21 protein-coding genes and 2 tRNA genes are annotated in these 16,805 nt (G+C 67.2%); 4 read left to right on the top strand and 19 right to left on the bottom strand.

Annotation, left to right across the window (positions count from 1 at the left end; all coding sequences use genetic code 11):
* The 3 genes from ABZY31_RS27685 to ABZY31_RS27675 all read right to left on the bottom strand — a co-directional run.
* Positions 1–194 (bottom strand): ATP-dependent Clp protease proteolytic subunit (locus tag ABZY31_RS27685; protein WP_356415421.1); only part of this gene is annotated, 194 nt, incomplete at its 3' end.
* Between the two features lie 333 nt (positions 195–527).
* Positions 528–1,934, bottom strand: a complete 1,407-nt coding sequence (gene tig, locus ABZY31_RS27680; RefSeq protein ID WP_356415418.1) for a trigger factor — start codon at positions 1,932–1,934, stop codon at positions 528–530.
* A 295-nt stretch (positions 1,935–2,229) separates the two neighbouring features.
* Positions 2,230–2,306 (bottom strand) — tRNA-Pro (locus ABZY31_RS27675).
* Between the two features lie 191 nt (positions 2,307–2,497).
* On the opposite strand from ABZY31_RS27675, the gene ABZY31_RS27670 reads away from it, so the two are divergent.
* Positions 2,498–2,568: transfer RNA gene (locus tag ABZY31_RS27670), tRNA-Gly, on the top strand.
* 69 nt (positions 2,569–2,637) lie between these two features.
* Here the strand turns inward: ABZY31_RS27670 and ABZY31_RS27665 are convergent.
* The 10 genes from ABZY31_RS27665 to ABZY31_RS27620 all read right to left on the bottom strand — a co-directional run bounded on the left by ABZY31_RS27665 (position 2,638) and on the right by ABZY31_RS27620 (position 9,663).
* Entirely contained in the window at positions 2,638–3,801 is a 1,164-nt protein-coding gene (locus ABZY31_RS27665; protein WP_356415416.1) for a site-specific integrase, read from the bottom strand.
* The gene (locus ABZY31_RS27660; RefSeq protein WP_356415414.1) at positions 3,801–4,004 is read right to left on the bottom strand and encodes an excisionase family DNA-binding protein; all 204 of its coding nucleotides are present in this window, start codon (positions 4,002–4,004) and stop codon (positions 3,801–3,803) included. Before ABZY31_RS27660 ends, ABZY31_RS27665 begins: the two co-directional genes overlap by 1 nt.
* Complete coding sequence (locus ABZY31_RS27655) at positions 3,997–5,451, bottom strand: replication initiator (protein ID WP_356415411.1); 1,455 nt, start codon at positions 5,449–5,451, stop codon at positions 3,997–3,999. Before ABZY31_RS27655 ends, ABZY31_RS27660 begins: the two co-directional genes overlap by 8 nt.
* Positions 5,452–5,541: 90 nt before the next feature.
* Positions 5,542–5,883 (bottom strand): SpdD-like protein, encoded by a 342-nt coding sequence (locus ABZY31_RS27650; protein WP_356415409.1) that lies wholly within the window; start codon positions 5,881–5,883, stop codon positions 5,542–5,544.
* A gap of 21 nt (positions 5,884–5,904) precedes the next feature.
* Positions 5,905–6,063 (bottom strand): hypothetical protein, encoded by a 159-nt coding sequence (locus ABZY31_RS27645; RefSeq protein WP_107084747.1) that lies wholly within the window; start codon positions 6,061–6,063, stop codon positions 5,905–5,907.
* A gap of 17 nt (positions 6,064–6,080) precedes the next feature.
* Positions 6,081–6,272 (bottom strand): mobile element transfer protein, encoded by a 192-nt coding sequence (locus ABZY31_RS27640; protein ID WP_356415406.1) that lies wholly within the window; start codon positions 6,270–6,272, stop codon positions 6,081–6,083.
* 15 nt (positions 6,273–6,287) lie between these two features.
* A complete protein-coding gene (locus tag ABZY31_RS27635) occupies positions 6,288–6,947 on the bottom strand; it encodes a DUF2637 domain-containing protein (RefSeq protein ID WP_356415426.1) in 660 nt (219 codons plus the stop codon).
* A gap of 78 nt (positions 6,948–7,025) precedes the next feature.
* Positions 7,026–8,390: an FtsK/SpoIIIE domain-containing protein gene (locus ABZY31_RS27630; RefSeq protein ID WP_356415404.1), complete on the bottom strand. Its 1,365-nt coding sequence runs from the start codon at positions 8,388–8,390 to the stop codon at positions 7,026–7,028.
* Between the two features lie 2 nt (positions 8,391–8,392).
* Complete coding sequence (locus ABZY31_RS27625) at positions 8,393–8,731, bottom strand: hypothetical protein (RefSeq protein WP_356415401.1); 339 nt, start codon at positions 8,729–8,731, stop codon at positions 8,393–8,395.
* 149 nt (positions 8,732–8,880) lie between these two features.
* Positions 8,881–9,663 carry a GntR family transcriptional regulator gene (locus ABZY31_RS27620; protein WP_356415399.1) on the bottom strand — a complete coding sequence of 261 codons (783 nt, stop codon included), beginning with the start codon at positions 9,661–9,663 and terminating at the stop codon, positions 8,881–8,883.
* An 18-nt stretch (positions 9,664–9,681) separates the two neighbouring features.
* Here ABZY31_RS27620 and ABZY31_RS27615 point away from each other — a divergent pair, with 18 nt between their 5' ends.
* Both ABZY31_RS27615 and ABZY31_RS27610 read left to right on the top strand, forming a co-directional pair.
* Positions 9,682–10,152, top strand: coding sequence for an NUDIX domain-containing protein (locus ABZY31_RS27615; RefSeq protein WP_356415397.1), 471 nt, complete (start codon positions 9,682–9,684; stop codon positions 10,150–10,152).
* Between the two features lie 10 nt (positions 10,153–10,162).
* Complete coding sequence (locus ABZY31_RS27610; protein ID WP_356415395.1) at positions 10,163–10,639, top strand: hypothetical protein; 477 nt, start codon at positions 10,163–10,165, stop codon at positions 10,637–10,639.
* A gap of 1,297 nt (positions 10,640–11,936) precedes the next feature.
* Here the strand turns inward: ABZY31_RS27610 and ABZY31_RS27605 are convergent.
* The 5 genes from ABZY31_RS27605 to ABZY31_RS27585 all read right to left on the bottom strand — a co-directional run bounded on the left by ABZY31_RS27605 (position 11,937) and on the right by ABZY31_RS27585 (position 16,332).
* Positions 11,937–12,071, bottom strand: a complete 135-nt coding sequence (locus tag ABZY31_RS27605) for a hypothetical protein (RefSeq protein WP_356415392.1) — start codon at positions 12,069–12,071, stop codon at positions 11,937–11,939.
* Positions 12,072–12,479: 408 nt separating this feature from the next.
* Positions 12,480–12,932: a hypothetical protein gene (locus ABZY31_RS27600; protein ID WP_356415389.1), complete on the bottom strand. Its 453-nt coding sequence runs from the start codon at positions 12,930–12,932 to the stop codon at positions 12,480–12,482.
* Positions 12,922–14,049: a hypothetical protein gene (locus ABZY31_RS27595; protein WP_356415387.1), complete on the bottom strand. Its 1,128-nt coding sequence runs from the start codon at positions 14,047–14,049 to the stop codon at positions 12,922–12,924. The genes ABZY31_RS27600 and ABZY31_RS27595 overlap by 11 nt, the downstream gene beginning before the upstream one ends.
* A gap of 1,216 nt (positions 14,050–15,265) precedes the next feature.
* The gene (locus ABZY31_RS27590) at positions 15,266–15,604 is read right to left on the bottom strand and encodes a hypothetical protein (RefSeq protein ID WP_356415385.1); all 339 of its coding nucleotides are present in this window, start codon (positions 15,602–15,604) and stop codon (positions 15,266–15,268) included.
* Positions 15,601–16,332 (bottom strand): GntR family transcriptional regulator, encoded by a 732-nt coding sequence (locus tag ABZY31_RS27585; RefSeq protein ID WP_356415382.1) that lies wholly within the window; start codon positions 16,330–16,332, stop codon positions 15,601–15,603. The genes ABZY31_RS27590 and ABZY31_RS27585 overlap by 4 nt, the downstream gene beginning before the upstream one ends.
* Before the next feature lie 53 nt (positions 16,333–16,385).
* Here ABZY31_RS27585 and ABZY31_RS27580 point away from each other — a divergent pair, with 53 nt between their 5' ends.
* The gene (locus ABZY31_RS27580; protein ID WP_356415380.1) at positions 16,386–16,541 is read left to right on the top strand and encodes a hypothetical protein; all 156 of its coding nucleotides are present in this window, start codon (positions 16,386–16,388) and stop codon (positions 16,539–16,541) included.
* A gap of 20 nt (positions 16,542–16,561) precedes the next feature.
* On the opposite strand, the gene ABZY31_RS27575 is transcribed toward ABZY31_RS27580, so the two are convergent.
* Positions 16,562–16,804 (bottom strand): hypothetical protein, encoded by a 243-nt coding sequence (locus ABZY31_RS27575; RefSeq protein WP_356415377.1) that lies wholly within the window; start codon positions 16,802–16,804, stop codon positions 16,562–16,564.
* Position 16,805 lies beyond the last annotated feature (1 nt).

Raw genomic sequence — 16,805 nt, 5'->3', positions numbered from 1 at the left:
ATGTACAGGTAGATGTCCTTCTCCGGCTCGGCGGCCAGGAGCAGGAGCTGCGCCGTGATCTTGTTCGCGATGTCGTCGTCTACCTGCTGGCCGAGGAAGATGATGCGCTCGCCGAGCAGCCGGTTGTAGACATGGTCGCCGAGGCCGCCACCGATGGACGGCTCACCCGCGGCGTAAGGCTTCAGATTCGTCACGTATCCACCTGCTCGTCTCCGACGGCTAACGTGCCGTCTCAGCGTCTCTTTCAGGGGCCGCGGCTCGGCCGGCGCGGACCTGTCCGCCGGTGTCCGGGTACTCCCGCAACCCTCGTATTCATGGACCCTAACGCGCAGGTCGGACAACGCCATCCCGCTTCCCGAACTGTTCGCTCGGAGCGCAAGGTACGAAGCCGGTGCCCGAGCGGTGTCCGGGCGGTGCGCGGCCTCCCGCGGGGCGAAGCCGAAGGGCCCGGACGCGCGTGCGTCCGGGCCCTTCGGATACCGCTCAGGGGCCGTGCGAGGAGGCCGTCGCCGGCCTCCCGCCTGGGCTTACTTGGCCTCTTCGGCCTTCTCCGCGTCGGCCTCGTCGGCGTCGGCGGTGACGGTGGCCTCGGCCGCCTCGGCGGCCTGCTCCTCGTCCTCGTCCTCGTCCGTCAGGTCGACCTCGACACCGTTGGTGTCGGTCACCTTGGCGGCCTCCACGACGACCGCGAGGGCCTTGCCGCGGGCGACCTCGCCGACCAGCATCGGGACCTGGTTGCCTTCGACGACGGCCTGGGCGAACTGGTCCGGGGACATGCCGGAGGACTGCGCGCGACGCATGAGGTGCTCGGTGAGCTCCTCCTGGTTCACGTTCAGCTTCTCCTTGTTGACCAGCTCGTCGAGCAGGAACTGGGTCTTGATGCCCTTGACGGCCTGCTCACGGGTCTCGGCGTCGAACTCCTCGACCGTCTTGCCCTGGATCTCCAGGTACTTCTCGAGGGTCAGGCCCATCTGGCCCAGCTGGTGGTGCTCCAGGCTGTGCTTGCGGGTGTTGACCTCGTCCTCGAGGAGCTTCTCGGGGATCGGGACCTCGGCCAGCTCCAGGAACTTCTCCAGCACGCGCTCCTGGGCCTGGGTGGCCTGGTCGTACTGCTTCATGTTCTCGAGGCGCTTGCGGCTGTCGGCCTTCATGTCCGCCAGCGTGTCGAACTCGCTCGCGGTCTGGGCGAACTCGTCGTCCAGCTCCGGCAGCTCACGGGCGGAGACCTTGGTGACCTTCACGGTGACCTCGGCGTCCTTGCCCTCGGCGGAGCCGCCCTTGAGCTGGGAGGTGAAGGTGGCCTCGCCACCGGCCTCCAGGCCGGTCACGGCCTCGTCGATGCCTTCGAGCAGCTCGCCCGAGCCGATGGTGTACGAGACGTCGGAAGCGACACCGTCCTCGAGCACCTCGCCGTCGACCTTGGCCTCGAGGTCGATCGTCACGACGTCGCCCTCGGCGGCGGCGCGCTCGACGACGCTGGTGGTCGCGAAGCGGCCGCGCAGCTGCTCGATCGACTTCTCGACGTCCTCGTCGGTGACCTCGACCGCGTCGACCTCGACCTCGATGCCGGAGTAGTCCGGGATCTCGACGGTCGGGCGGATGTCGACCTCGGCGGTGAAGGCCAGCAGTTCGCCGTCCTTCAGCTCCGTGATGTCGACCTCGGGCTGACCCAGCGGGTTGACCTCGGCTTCGTTGACCGCCTCGGTGTAGAACTTCGGGAGGGCGTCGTTGACGGCCTCCTCCAGGACAGCACCGCGGCCGAAGCGCTGGTCGATGACTCGGGCCGGGATCTTGCCCTTGCGGAAGCCCTTCACCGTGACCTGCTGGTTGATCTTCTTGTACGCCGCGTCGAGGCTGTCCTTGAGCTCCTCGAAGGGCACCTCAACAGTGAACCGAACCCGAGTAGGGTTCAGGGTCTCCACGGCGCTCTTCACGGTTAGGTCTCCTTGTGGCTGACTGCTGGGGTTCTGCTGTCGCTGCGATTCAGCGGTTCAGCGGATCGGGCCCGGTACATCAGACACACGGGCACGCAGCTTGCATAGTAACCGCAAGCGGTCAGCAGCCCACAACGCGATCATCAGGTCGACGGTGACGGCGGTCGACGGTGAGGGTGGGGCGCGCGTGACGGTGGAGGCGGAGCGCATACGCCGGCGGTCCCGCCGGACCGGTCCCGCGGGGGCCCGCCGGCGACGGCGCCGGAGGTGAATGTGCGGCGGTGCCGCGTGATGCTGGTCGGGGTGGCCGGATTCGAACCGACGACCTTCCGCTCCCAAAGCGGACGCGCTACCAAGCTGCGCCACACCCCGTCGGTGCGACACGTAGGGTACATGCCCGGAGACGTTCCGACACGCGCGCGTGAAGGAAGCGGGCACCGCGACGCGGGACACCCGCCGGGATCGCCGCGCGACACGGACCCGGGAATGCGGTGTGCGCCCGCCCACCGGAACCCGCTAGGATGCTGCGTGTGCCACGGTCTGCGACCTGCGGCACGCGCTGTGCGGGCGTAGCTCAATGGTAGAGCCCTAGTCTTCCAAACTAGCTACGCGGGTTCGATTCCCGTCGCCCGCTCTGAAGCACGAAGGGCCAGGTCAGAGGATGCTTCCTCCGCCTGGCCCTTAGTCGTTCCCGGGGCTCCGATCAGCCCGGCGTGCCCCCTGCGTGCCCCTTGCGCTGTGGATCTTCCTTCGTGCCCTTGGCTCTCTTGCGGCCCTTCTTCACGAGGCCGCTCAGCGCGTCGGCGATCAGCCGGTCCCGGTCGGCGCTCGCGTGCTGATAGATCAGCGCGGCGCGGGCGGTGCTGTGACCCATCCGCGTCATCAATTCCCGCGTACTGGCCCCCGTCGATGCGGCGGGCGTGTTGCCCGTGTGCCGAAGGTCATGGAAGTGCAGCCCCTTGACCCCCGCCTCGCGGCACGCCTTCTGCCACAGCCGGTTGAAGTGGTTCCGGCGCGGGGTCGCCCCCTTTGCCCCCACGAAGACACGCCCGTCGGCGCCCGGCTCGGCGAACCTCTTCAGATGCTCGTTGATGTCCGGAAGGATCACACCGGGGATGGAGACCGTCCTCTTACCCGCGGCGCTCTTCGGCGCCTTGATCTCCCGCTGCCCGTTGCTCAGCTCGGCGACGGCCCGCCGGACGCGCACGGTCCCGTGCTCCGTGTCGACATCCCGTCGGTGCAGACCGATCAGCTCGCCCCAGCGCAGCCCCAGAAACCCGGCCATGAGCACGAGGGCCCGATAGCGCGGCTGGATCGCGTCGGCCAGCGCGTAGACCTCCTTGACCGTGGCGGTCGGCCGCTCCGGCGTATGGACGCTGCTGGCTCCCTTGACCTGGCAGGGATTGCGCCGGATCAGCTCGTCGGACACGGCCGTCCCGAGGATGGCCCGGAGCAGGGCGTATGCCTTGGCCACGGTGGTGGGCCCGGTTCCGCCGGCCAGCTTGTCTGCACGCCAGCTCCGCACCAGGGGCGGCGAGATCTCCGCCAGGTGGACGGCGCCGAGGACCGGCTCCAGGTGGTGCTTGAGGAGCGAGCCGTAGAGCTGCCGCGTGGTGCTGGTCAGCTCGCGCTCTTTGATCCAGGCGACGGCGTACGGCCCGAAGGCGACCTTCCCGGCGTCCGGATCCTGCCAGTCGCCGCGACGCATCTCGGTCTGCTTGTCGGCAAGCCAGTCGTCGGCGTCCCGCTTCGTCCGGAACGTCTCGGGGGCGGGACGCAGCTGCCCGTCCGGGCCGAGGTACCGGGCCTGGTACCGGCCGGAGGGCAGCTTGCGAACCCGACCGAACGGGCGGCGCTTGCCGGCCATCAGGCAGCCACCCCCATCCGGCGCCGACGCGGCTCGACGGTGTTGGCGACGAGGTACTCGCGCACCGCGCTTTCCGGGATGCGGACGTGACGTCCGACCTTCACGTAGGTGATCCGGCGCTCTTCCACGAGGCGTCGGGGGAACCGCACGGTGGTGCCGAGCAGTTCGGCGACCTGGACGACGCTGAGGAAACGCTCATTCATGCTGCTCTCCTTGCAGGGCTTCGCGGGCGGTCTGGCGGTTGAGCTGAATTCCGTGGGCGATGGTCGCGGCGAGGACCGACTCCCCCGGGCTGTGTCCGTGCCCGGCGTACTGCCAGGAGGCGAGGACGAGCACGGTGTCCGGCTCGGCGTCGGCGAGCCCGCGGGCTTCGCGTTCCTGGGCGGCGCGGTAGTCGGCGCGGGTCTGGCGCAGGGCCCCGAGGGTGGTGGAGTACTGGCGAGATTTGGTGGAGAAGTGGCCGCGGAAGCCGAGCATGTGGGCCCAGCGGGCGAGCATCCGATCGGGGTAGAGGGGTTGGAGGGTGGCGCAGGCCGTCATGAGGCGGCGGGCGTGCTCTGGAATCGCGAGTTGGGCCAGGTCTTCACCGAGGCCCGTCCCGCGGCAGCGGGTGCAGCAGCTCAAGGTGGAGCCGGGGTGCGGGTAGCGAGTGGAGAGGCCGGCGCCCCGGCACTTGCGGCAGTGCACGGGGGTGTCGGTCGCTCCGGTGGTCTCAGCGGCTTTGGTGGCGTACTTGGCCACGTACGAGGCGACTGCCTGCTCGGTGACGTCGGACCCGTCTCCGAAAGCCTTAATGGGGCGTACGTCGAGTTGGGTGCCCCAGCGGAGGGCACGAGCGGGATGGTCGCCAGCAGCCGGGACCCGCACCGAGGTGTACGCGTGGACCATGGCGGCCCGGATCGAGGCGTCGAGGAGTTCCGTCGTAGCCCAGGCGGGCGGCGAGGTGTCCGGCCCGACGGGGCCGTCGATGCGGATGACGGCGTGGAAGTGGATGGCGCCGCGCTTCTGGAACTCGGCAACCTTGCCGTAGGAGATCCGGGCGACCTCGATCAGCTCGCGCTGTGTCAGTCCGGCGGAGGCGGCGATCTCGCGGCGCAGCCGGGTCGTGAAACGCTGCCAGAGCTGTCCGGCGTGGTTGTTGAAGAGGACGGCGGCGGCGTAGTCGTACGTGGCCGGGTCGAGGGCGGTGCCCAGTTCGGAGGCGCCCTCCTGGTGGTGCTGGCCGCAGCGGCAGGCACGGCCGGTGGGGCGGTTGTGGACCGGGCCGAAGGACGGGGCCGTGAGGGTGGCGAAGACGCGGGGGTGTTCGCGGACGGTGGCGGGGATTGCCCGGCGGTCGTCCCCGGCCAGCCCTGCGCGGATGAGGTGGTACGTGTCGCCGGAGTACGTCCAGGCGCAGGCGGGGCAGCGGGAGGCGCGGCGGTTGCCGCAGGCGATCCGGAGACGGGCGCCAGGTTCGTGGCCGGTGGAGTAGCGGTGCAGGACCTCCCCCGAGGTCTTGTCCTTGGCCACAGTCCACCCTGTGATGTGGATGGGGTCGGAGCAGCCGCCCGTGCGGCGGATCTGATCCTCCCAACGGGCGTAGTCGGGGGCCGCGGCCACCTTCAGCATTTCGCCGAGGAGGCCCGGGTCGGGGTGGTGCCGGGACATGATGGTGCTTCCTTCCGGGTCTTTTGGTTCGGGCAGGAGCACGGCGCCGGGACGGCGGAGACTTGGCGGTTGAGGCCGTCCCGGAGCCGGTCAGCGGTGGTTCTGGCCGTTGAGGAGCGAACGCAGGACGACGGCGCAGACGGCGACCGAGGCGCCGGTGATGGCGACGGCCAGCAGCATCGAGACCAGGACCGCGCCGACGACGAGGACCAGGCCCGTGCCACCGGCAACGGCGGCGACGAGGCCAGCCGGAGTGAGACGAACAGCGGGCAGCTGCACGCGGGACGCCGGCTGAACCGGGCCGTGGTGGCAGCCGCAGGCCGGAGCCACGCCCGTGCGGGGCTCGTGGGGCTCCACGGCGGCGGTCGGCTGGTCGAGCGGGATGACGAGGCCGGTCGGGAGCGGGTTGACCGGGAACTTGGGCCGGATCATGTGGTTCTCCTTCCAGGGCGGTTACTTGTTGATCGCGGTGTCGATGGCCGGGGCGAGGAAGCTGTCCGCGAGGAGGAAGCCGCCGAGAAGGATCACGGCGACGAGCCACCAGGGCGGGCGGATGAGCTTCACGCCGAGGACGCCGACGGCCAGGAGGGCGAACCAGAGCGGTACGTCCATGGCGGTGGCCTTTCGGGTCAGTTGACGCGGCAGCGGTGGGAGCGGGCGGCGAGCTGGGCGGCGGTCGAGGAGCTGTAGTCGGAGGACCAGCCGCAGGAGTCGGTGGTGCAGACGGCGGCGTCCTTCGTGCGGCCGTGGCGGTCGCGGTAGGTGCCGATCTGGACGGGCCCGATCTTCATGAGCGAGCGGAAGTTGATCCGGGCGGGCATGGCGGTCTCCTGTCGTCAGGCGAGCTGGGCGGCGATGGCTTTGGCGAGGGGGTGCGGGACACCGAGCCGGGCGCGCAGGGTCTCGGTGTCGATGACCGAGCCGGTTCGGGCGCGGTGGTCGGCAGCGATCTTCTGGGCGTGGGCGACGAGGGCGGGCGGAGCGGTCACCGCAGGTGCGGGTACAGAGCCCGGCGCGACGGGGGCCGGGGCCGACACGACCTGTACGCCGGGTTCTGTCTCCTGCTCGACCACGGGTGCGGGCACGGCCGCCGGAGCAGCAGCGGGTTCCGGGTCGCTGGGCGACGTAGGCCCGTGGGCCAGGAGCGTCCCGCCGAGGAAGGCGAGCGCGGGCCATCCGGCGACGAGGATCCGGAGCCAGTCCGGGACGTCGCCGAGGTCGAGGAGGCCGGCGGTGGCGACGTTCGCACCGAGCGAGGCCACCAGGGCGACGGCGAACCAGGCCCAGGCCGAACGCGAGGGCTCCCCCGCGTCCCGCAGGGTGCGCAGGCGGTGCCAGGCGGCGACGAGGAGCAGGTCCACGCTGACCGGGTAGGCCCAGGCTTTCCAACCGTGTTGCCCGGCGGCTTCGGCCAGGTCGTGAAGGTGGGCGAAGGAGAGCGCTCCGGCAATGACGGCCTGGACGAGGACGGCGTCCGGGCGGACCAGGCGGGTCACGGTGTTCACCTCCTTCCGGGCATGGGTGGGGTAGGGACCTGGCGCGATGAGGCCGCGCCGACCGGGTGGGCCAAGTGCTTAGAAGGCACCTGCTGCGGCGGCCCTGGGCTGGACCTTGCCTACGAGGACACGTACCGGGAGCGCGGGCCGGAAGGGCTCCAGCTCCGGGATGGCCGGGGTGCGGTGCGCGTGGGCGTTGCAGGTGTCCACGGCCTGGCGGAGCGTGGTGTGCGGGGCCCGGATGCGGTACCAGCCGCCGGAGGAGTCACCGGCCACAGCGGTGCCGGGGCGGTCCTTGTCGATCTGGACGGCGGCGAGGACGGCGTCCGGGGAGATGTCCCCGAAGGCCATGTTCGCCGAGGTCTCGTCGTTCACACGGTGGGCGGTACGGCCGGTGAGCTGGGCGCGGAGCATGGTGATGCCCTTGCCGAGTTCGGAGCCGAAGCGCTGGCCGCAGATTTCCAGATAGATACCGGCGGCCCGGCCCAGCTGGGAGAGGCGGACCAGGTGGGTGACGATCTGATCCCGCCGATCCTCATCTGCCCTGCTCGCGGCGAGGGCCAGCTCCGCGACCTCATCCACGAAAAGCACGACGGGTACGGGGCGCAGGTGCGCGGGCAGGTCCCAGATATCGGCGGTGATCTCCGTGTCCGGGAGACCGACACTGATGCGCTGCTCGCTCCGGACGAGTTGGTAGACCCGGCCCATGTACTCGACGAGCGCGGCCAGAAGTGCAACCGCGGCATCCGGGTTGTCCGCCATGGCAGTCAGCCGGGCGCCCAGTGGAGCGAGTTCCACCCCGTTCTTGCAGTCGATACCGACGAGGGCGACGTTCTGCGGCGCGAGCCCGGCAACGAGGGTGCGCTGATAGACGGACTTCCCCGATTGCGTCGCGCCGACGTTCAGGGCGTGCGGAACCTTCCGGTAGTCCCGGTAGTGCACCGCCCCGTCCTCCCGTAGAGCGACCGGCACCCGCAGTTCCCCACCGGGCACGGTGGCCGCCGCGGGCATGCGCACCCGCTTGAGTACGTCGTAGCCGGTCATCCGCAGCTCGACCACGCCGGAGCGGATCTCGCGGGAGACGACGTTGTGGAGGGCGAAGGAGTGCCGTAACCGGTCGGAGGAGGCGGTGAAGTCGAACGCGTCCTGCCCGGGCCGGAGTTTCAGCCGCAGCACCAGGCCGGTCGAGGTGGGGCGAAGCCGCAGGATGCGCGGCGAGCGAACTTCGGGCCCGGGGCGGTTACTGACCCGGGCGAGCGCCAGTCGCCAGCGGGCGGGCGGGACGGTAAGCCCGCAGGCGTCCATCACCGAGCGGTAGCGGATCAAGACGCGGACCGTCGCGAAGGTGACCCCGAAGGTCACCCAGTACCAAGTGGGCCGCAGCCGGCGCAGGATGAGCGCGGCGGCCAGGAGCACCAGCAGCGTGATCCATAAAGCGTTCATGCTCAGCCCGCCTTGGCCAGCGAGGTGACGGCGACGGCGCGGAAGCTGATCCCGTTGCGCTTCTGGCCGTTGAACTCGTTCTCCCACGGCCGGGCGACCAGGCCGGTCAGCGCGACCGGGGTACCCAGGGTCAGCTCTCCCGAGACGCCGGGCTCCGCCACGGTGATGGACACGACCTCGGCGCTTCCGTTCATCACGAACAGCACGTCCACGGTCATGAGGTTGTTGCCGGTCTCGTTGTCGACGGCGACCTGTCCGGTCTTCTTGTCGCGCAGCTTGAGCTGCGGGGGCTGGGCGACCATCACGGTCGCGCCGGTGGTGTCGACAGGAATCTGACGCACAGCGGATCACTCCCCTATAGAGGTTCAACTCCTGCACTCATGTACATGAGTTACATGAAGAAGAGTGCCTGACTCCTATACATGAGTCAACCCGCTACGAAGAGAAACTCGCAGCGGGCTGTGGGGAGTTGAGCGGGCGTCAGTCGACGTCAGTCGCGCGCAGGGATCCGGTACTCGAAAACGAACTGGTCAGCGGCCATGAGGGTGTCGCAGACCTCCACCACGCGCCCCTCTTCGGTGACGGCGTTGCGCAGCAAGTGCACCACCGGAGCACCGGGGCTCAGCGACAGCTCGGTCGCCTCGGCCTTGGCAGCCGGCCGGGCCTGGAGCGTCTCCACGAACTCGGCGAAGACGTGGCCGTGATCCTCAAGCCGGGCATAGATGCCACCCGGGCCCGGGTTGTCCGCGAACAGCTCCGGGATGTCCTTGGCGACGTCCCACGGCAGGTACGAGGTAGCCGTCTCGACCGGCGTCCCGTCCCGGAAGTACAGCCGCCGACGCGCGAGCACCTGAGTCCCCACGGCGACACCGAGCCGCTCCGCGATCCCTTCCGGAGCCTCCATGGGCCCGCGGAACAGCATGCTGACCGACGCCTCGGCCCCGGACTGCGCGGACTCGGCCAGGTACGCCGCCTTGCCCTCCTGCCGGTGCGTACGCCGGAAACGGTCCGAGGACCGGTGCCGTACGGGCGGCCGGGCCTTCACCAGCGACCCCTTGCCATGCCGGGTCTCCACGAGCCCGCTGGCCCGAACCTCCACCATGGCCTTACGGATCGTCCCGCCCGCGACTCCATACCGATCCACTAGCTCGGACTCGCTCGGCACCATGTCGCCGGCCTTGAGTACCCCCGCCCGGATCTGCTGCACGATGTCGTCGGCGATCTGCACGTAGCGCGGCACAGCCCCTCGGCCACCTCCCACTGCGGTTCCCATAGTCCTTCTCTTCCTCCTATGCTCCTGTACATGAGTACGGGTTCCCCGCAGCACAAGTCAACGCCACTGCACTCCGTGTCCGTAGCCGGGGCAGTACTGCGCGAGGACGGCCGACTCCTGGCGATCCGCCGAGCGGACAACGGGACTTGGGAACTGCCGGGCGGAGTCCTCGAACTCACCGAGTCCCCGGAGGCCGGCGTCCGCCGCGAGGTCCTGGAGGAGACGGGCATCCGCGTCGAGGTGGACGAGCTGACCGGGGTCTACAAGAACACCGCCCGAGGCATCGTCGCTCTGGTCTTCCGCTGCAAGCCGTCAGGCGGCACGGAGCGCACCTCGGCGGAATCGACCGCGGTCGCCTGGCTCACCCCGGAGGAGGTGGCCGCCCAAATGTCCGAGGTCTACGCGATCCGCCTTCTGGACGCCCTGGACCACGCAGGCCCCCACGTCCGCAGCCACGACGGCCGCCAGCTCACCTCAAGCCCGCACTGAGGAAACGCTCATGCCAGAAGACGTCGATCTGCACTTTGACCGTGTCCGTACGCGAGGTGATCACAACGATCTCCGACTGCGCATCGGCCCTCACCGGCAGAAATGCGACTCGTACTACTTCGCGCTCGATGACTCCCCTGAAGCTCCAGGCGGCTTGGGGCCAAAGCTCGCTCGCCTACTCGACCAATGGAGCACCCAAGTAACCGGGCTGACGCATGGGGGCGGCACCGCCTACCTGCCGTACGACTTCTCTGATCAGTGCACGGCATGGCTACGAGTGTCATCCACAGACGGCCAGAACGCCGAAGTTCAAGCTGGATGGAGCCTCATCGAGGGATGGCGGATCGAACCCTCCGACTACCTGACCACAGCACCCGAGGTAACGGACTTCGACCCGATCGCCGGCGCCAGCACCGAATGCTCACTGAGCGAGCTGGTAGCGCACATCGAGGCCAACCGAGCCGCTCTTGCTGCCACAGGGCCATAGTGCGGTAAGAGTTTCCCTACTTCATCAAGGGCGCTTCCGCCGCCAAGGCGGCGTCGCGCGCCCGTCGCCCCGGGCCTGCGCTCCTGTCTGCGCCCCGCTCCAGCCCGGAGCGCCGGCCGCGCGCCAATGGCTCAGGACTTGATGGGCTGGACGAGCCCGGCCTGATCGGTGAACCGCCCGTCAAGACGATGCCTCCGGCGGGGGCGCTCCGACTCCGGGATGGCGGGGGCGCCGTACGCGGGTGCCGGCCCGTGGGTGGCTGGGGCGGGGAACTCCCATCCCGTCCGCCATCGACCCAGGACAAGCCGAGCAGACACGGCACCGGGCGTCCAGGTCGTTCGTACAGTGGCGCGCTCCACCTGGACGCCCGGCACCGCGTCCGCTCCACATGCGTGTGGGTCGACGGCGGACGGGATGGGAGTTGGGGGCGGCTGGCGGGCGAAGCTGGTCCACTACCAGGCCGCTGACTCTACGACGGCAGCTCTGTGAAGCCGTCGCCGTTCGCCGAGAACCCGCAGACATCGTCAATGGGTTGCCCAATAATTAGGCGATGAGTGAGCTGCGATTCGAGCCCCTAACTGGTGCACGCCCCAAAGCAGGTGCAACCGACCATCGGGAAGCCGCAAGCTTCGTCCAATCCGGCACGCAAGTGCTGAGGGCAGATCTCACTTGGTGCCGTGCCGACGAACTCAGGGCGGGGGATGGTGTCGTCTCCTTCGATGAGGAGACAGTCAGGGTGGGGAACGCGAACGGTGGGCGCAAGTACCGCCACGGCGTCGTTTTGGGGAGCCAGATACGCCAGCATGCTTCGTGTGAAGTCAGCACTGCGCAGGGAACAGTGACCACTTCTGCGAGTCATCTGTGGCTCGTTCGCCGAACGAACGTGAACCGGGGGCCGCGCCTTGCATGGGTACCGAGTGCGGGCTTGGAGCCCGATAACCATCGGATCATCAGTCTTGGTGTCCCGTGGGAGGCCGAAGACACTCGAATAGCAGGATGGCTAGCCGGCGTCCTGGACGCTGACGGCCACGCTTTTGCTGGGGGAAGGAGCGGGTCCTGGGTTGGCTTTGGGCAGGTAGATGGGGCCGTTCTCGATCTCTTCCTCACCGAGTGCGAGCGTCGAGGCTGGCCTACTTCCGTTACTCGTAGAGACTGGACCAAACGGCGTAGTTTCGCGGAACGTCCAAAGGACTTCACCGACATACGAATCACGGGCGGCATGTGGGCTAGTTGCCGAGTTCTAGGAACACTCCGTCCAGAGCGGCTCCTGCCCCGTGCGGCGGAAATGTGGAACGGCTCAGTAGTTGGCAAGACCACCGGTGACGTTGAGGTTCTGAGCATCCAGCATGTAGGCGACCAGCCGATGACTCATCTCACCGTTGACGCTCGCACGTACGTCGCCGATGGACTCCTCAGCCACGATGGCCAGCACGTTTCTGAGACACTCGCGGTTAGCTGAGCCTGCTGCACAGCTGGGGGTGTAGTGCTAGATCGCGGCTAGATTTCAGACCGCCGTTTAGGATCCCAGTGTGGCTGCCTGTCGGAGCACACCATGGCCTGCACCAACCCCCAGTGCGACGCCGGCATCATCCCAAATCCGTAATCCGATGACCCTGAGGACTTGACCCTCTGCCCGGCCTGGAACCACGGCTACGACCCTCGCGAGTACATAGACTGACTGTCCCAGGGCCCCGGCGGAAGTCGGGGCCCAATCCGGCTGGGCGCCCTAAGTGGAAATCCGAGATCGTGCCTTCCACAGCTGCCCGACGGGTGACGGGATAGGAACTGAAGAGGCGGGCGTCAGGGCGGACACGATGTAGGCCCAATTTGGCTTACCAGCCTACTGCTCGTCGGCTACTCCCGGTCGGTACTGCCAACCCCGCTTCTCGGCTTTGTCTCGGAGATTAGCGCCGCGTCTTTCTCTAGAGCCCTTGGATGTGAGGTGCTTGAAATCGATGAAGGAATGGCCAGGGGGACGCGTTTCGCCATCCTCCACCATAGAATCATCGACGGCGCGAAGACCCTCACCGCGTACCTCGTCGACGTCGACTGAATAGACGCCGACGGAGTTAAGGTTCAGGATGCGTGTGTAGTAATCGTAGGCTTCCTTGGGAGTCACTTTCGACTGCCGGGTTACCGACAGCTCTCCGATATCCTTGGGGGTGGGCTTGAATATCTGGCTAGTGACTCGGCCATCGTGCACCCATGTTGGAGTCACCTGACGCCAGAGTTTCTCTTTTCCGCCCTCTATGAGAAACTCGCCCTCACGCAGCCCTGAGTTTTCATCCTGCATAGTCGGCCATCCCCCCGAGTACTGAAACGGCGATTTCATGGAGCTGACGCCAATCGAACTTTTCGAGCCGTTCCCGCTCATCAGTCTTTGAGAATGCCAGGACCTCAACGCTGCCGTCGGGGAGCACGTGCAAATTCACTTCGCCAGTGGAAAAGGGCCACTCAAACTGCACTCCGCCCTCTTCGGTTGGATAGATGTACGGGCGTTCAATTCCCTCATCCAAGAATTCGAGAAGTAGGGACTCCGCCTCCCGGAGAACCCTTCTTGTGACTTGAAGGCCTACTCCGCCGAGCCATCCGGGTTCCAAGGATTGCAACTCTGCAAGTCGCTCAGACCACTCTGATGGCAGGACTGGTTCCACAGCGAGAACGTCCTGGATTTCAATCACTTCCTCATCCATAGATTGAATGAGGACGGCATTCATAGCCACGGTCGGAGCCATTGAAGAGCGGTCGAGGTATTGCTTAAGGTCACTTACGACGTCATCCGATTGAAAGTGTCCGTTTACAACCTTGCCGCTGCGAGACAGCCTGAACTCAAAGGTTCCCTTGTCGGCGTGAAGGGCAGTAACTTGCCCCGTAATTAGCGCCTCGATTTCGAACTTATCAAGTCTGGCTTGCTCATGGATAAGCCGTCGGATGGATTGAGAGTAGCTTGCTGCTTGAGGGGTTCCTTCGTCGAACTCGATAGTCTCATTCGCTTGGAGACTGCGACCGAATCGGGAAAATTCGCGCAGGGCGTTCACTGGGAAATCCCCGGGGATACCATCCCCTTCTCCAATTGATTTCAGTGCGCGCTGAATCACCAGGCGAGCTTCTTCGAAGATCCCCGAGTCGTCGTCATCGAAGAGAGTAGATGAGTCCTGAGGCGCAACCTCTAGGACGGGGATGACGCTTCCGCGGCGCACCTCTGAAAGGCGTAGCGAAAAAGAGGAAGTGAACCCGCGCGGGACGCGCTGCCTCATCGCATGGCGGCGCTTGTAGATCCCTTTCGCGACGTCTATGACGAGACGCTCGTAACGAGCAAACTCTGACAGTACTTCCACAGGCAAGCCGCGTTGTTCGTAGCGGCCGCCCTTCAGGTGCCAAGATCCAAAACCACGAGCCTCTGTCCCCATGCCCCTACCCTACTGAGCCAGTATGCCTCTGCCCGCTGGATTGCAAGCCTGGCAGAAACGAATCTTGATGCCTAGCCCATCAACAGCCGCACACTCAGGCGATCCAAGGCCGACGTCGCTGCCGGGCCTCTGCCGGGAGGGCTAGGGCTCAAGTGAGCTTGCCCCTGACATCCACGGGTGACATCAACGGGAGAGGACGCCGGGAGCGCTGGGCGGTCGTTGAGAGACCTTCTGGCTTGGATTGAGTGGGCGTAGGGCGAGGGTCGGGCGAGCTTACAAAGCAGATGTCGGCGGTTCGAAAACCTCCGTACCCACCAGAGCGAAGCCCCCGCCGATCCCGGTGGGGGCTTCTGCATCCAAATCTGACATCAACGGAAGCGCCTACCCCGCCCTGCACGGAGCCGGAGCCGCAAAGGTGCTCTCCCCGTTGAAGACGCGGCGTGCGGCTGTGGTCATTCTGCTGACCGCCTCCAGTCGAGCACGCCCAGCTTGCCCAACGGCTTCCCAAGATCCCTGAGCTTGACGGTGCGCCAAGATGACAGCCAGCTCGTGGTCGAGGCTTCGGCGCGCTTGATGAGCCGCAAGAGCGACGCCTTCCGGTCCTTCGACGCTTACGATCGCCTCATGCTCGATGACCTCATGTAGAGCTTGTTGCGCGCTCTCACGGCGATCTCGGCACTCATCCTCGGTGATGCCCGCCTCGCTCACGAGGACAAGCAGCCCCGCTGTGCGCACAGCAGCGGAAATGAACTTCGCGTACGCCTCCCGCCTCGCTGCACGGGCCTCAGACTCTCGTTGCGCGGCTTGGGTACCAGTCGCTAGCGCGTGCTGGGTGTTCGCCTGATGGCGTACCCCTCGCACGGCCAACCAGGAGGCAAGGCCCGCAGCCGCAAATGACGAAGCCGAGGGGATGATGGTCTCTACTACTCCACTCACCCTCAGATCACACCAAACCTTGGCCTACCGGTGCAGCCGAACATCAGAATCGGGACTCTCCCAGCCGCCGTGGGGCCGTCGGGTCACAGACCGGCGGCTAACACTCCTACCCCGCCAGCTCTGCGGCCTATTCGTGGACTGGCGAGGCGGCGGATGTCGCCTCCAGGCCCTTGACCTCGCTATACGCGTGGCGCACACGGGGCCTCCGGAGCCGTGTGCGCTGACGCCAGAGTGGCCCCGAAGTACTTCGGGGCCACTCTGGCGTGTTGGGAGGGTGAAGTCAGCCGAGGGGTATCGGCAGTCGCGGGGTGTGTTCGCCTTCGCCCCCTTGGGCCGTACGCAGAAGGCGGTGGCCGCGGCTGGTTGCTGTGCGGAGTGCGGCTCGTAGGGCGGCAGTTAAGTCCGCTGCCACGAGATGGAGTTCGTGCGGATCCGTCTCAGGGTCGGTCAGCACGTCGAGGGCCTGGTCGAGGAGTTCGGACGCTGACTGGAGCTGCGCCTCCTCGGTGATGTCAGCCAGGCGGGAGAGGAAGCCACCGCTGTTGTCGGTGCTCAGGAAGCACGGCTTGTCGTCGGGGCCCGACCAAGGGAGGAGGCGAAGTTCGTTGGTTGAGGTCATCGCTTCTCGCCCCTCCCCTCGGTCACAGCTCGGGTAGTGAAGAGCGCGTTCGCTCTGTCTCCCGGGAGCAATAGGAGGGCCGCCTCGACTACGCGGCCGGTGGTGTCGGTCGCCACGCGGGTGAGGGAGAGGACTGCTAGGGACGTGCTGATCCGTAGGGCAGTTGCCTCCTCCTGGGTCGGGAGGCGGGCGCTGACCTTCTCTTGGACTTCGGCCAGCGGCGGGCGGAGTTTGGCCAGGGCCAGTGCCGTCTTCTTGGGCGAGGTCACCCCTCTGGTCAGGTCGGGTGGTACCAGGTCACTGGGGACGTAGACGCGGGCCAGGCTGTGCGGCACCTTGCCTTCGTGGGCGACGAGGAGGATTTCCGTCAGGGGGCTGCGGGGCGGCACGTTCAGCAGGCCGGTGAGGTGGTCGTCCGACCAGAGGTTCTTGGCGCGCGCGGTTACCCGTAAGGGCTCTGAGAGGGCGGTGCAGGCAGTCACCGTGCCCGCGCCCCCGAGATAGGTGATGGGGTGGCGGTGATGGCGGACAAAGTTTCCGAGGCCGTGGATCTTCTCCACCAGGCCCTCGCCCTGGAGTCGCGCGAGGGCGGTTCGTAGCGTCGGGGTGCTGACCGTGTAGCGGGCGGCGAGTTGGGCTTCGGACGGGAGGCGTTCGCCGGCCTTGAACGCGCCGGTCGTGATCTGGTGCCGAAGGTCATCGGCGATGGATTCGCGGAGGGAGGCCACAGGGCGGGTCACCACTTCCTCGTCAACCGGAGGGCGGTGAGCCGGCTTCGGGCGTGCATCGTCAGGACTTCGCCCGACTCGAACAGGAGGCGCTTCGCACCAGCGTGGAGCTGAACGAGATCGGCCACGCGGCACGGCCGACCGCCGACCTGGATGACGTCGCCGCGCCGCACGTCGGCCGATGTGATCTCGATCTGGGCGGCAAGTGAGCCCCTCGGGGTCCGTCCCTTCACGGGTTCACCTGCTGTGGTTGCGGCTGGGCGCCCGGCTCGTGGCACGGACAGTCGCAGGCCTCGTAGGTCACGGGGATGCCGACCGGTGCCGCGGTGGGGGACGAATAGGCGCACTCGTGGTGCGTGCCGATCGCGCACGCGCTGGACCGGTAGGTGGTTCGGGCGTGCGTGGCATAGGTGAGTGCGGGGAGTTGCAGCCCACTGGTGGGGGCGGCGGCAGTGCCCTTACGGTTGAACACG

It is taken from the genome of Streptomyces sp. NPDC006529 (assembly GCF_040611795.1).
In the GTDB taxonomy this organism is placed as follows: Bacteria; Actinomycetota; Actinomycetes; order Streptomycetales; family Streptomycetaceae; genus Streptomyces.
This window is presented reverse-complemented; position numbering and strand designations above follow the sequence as displayed.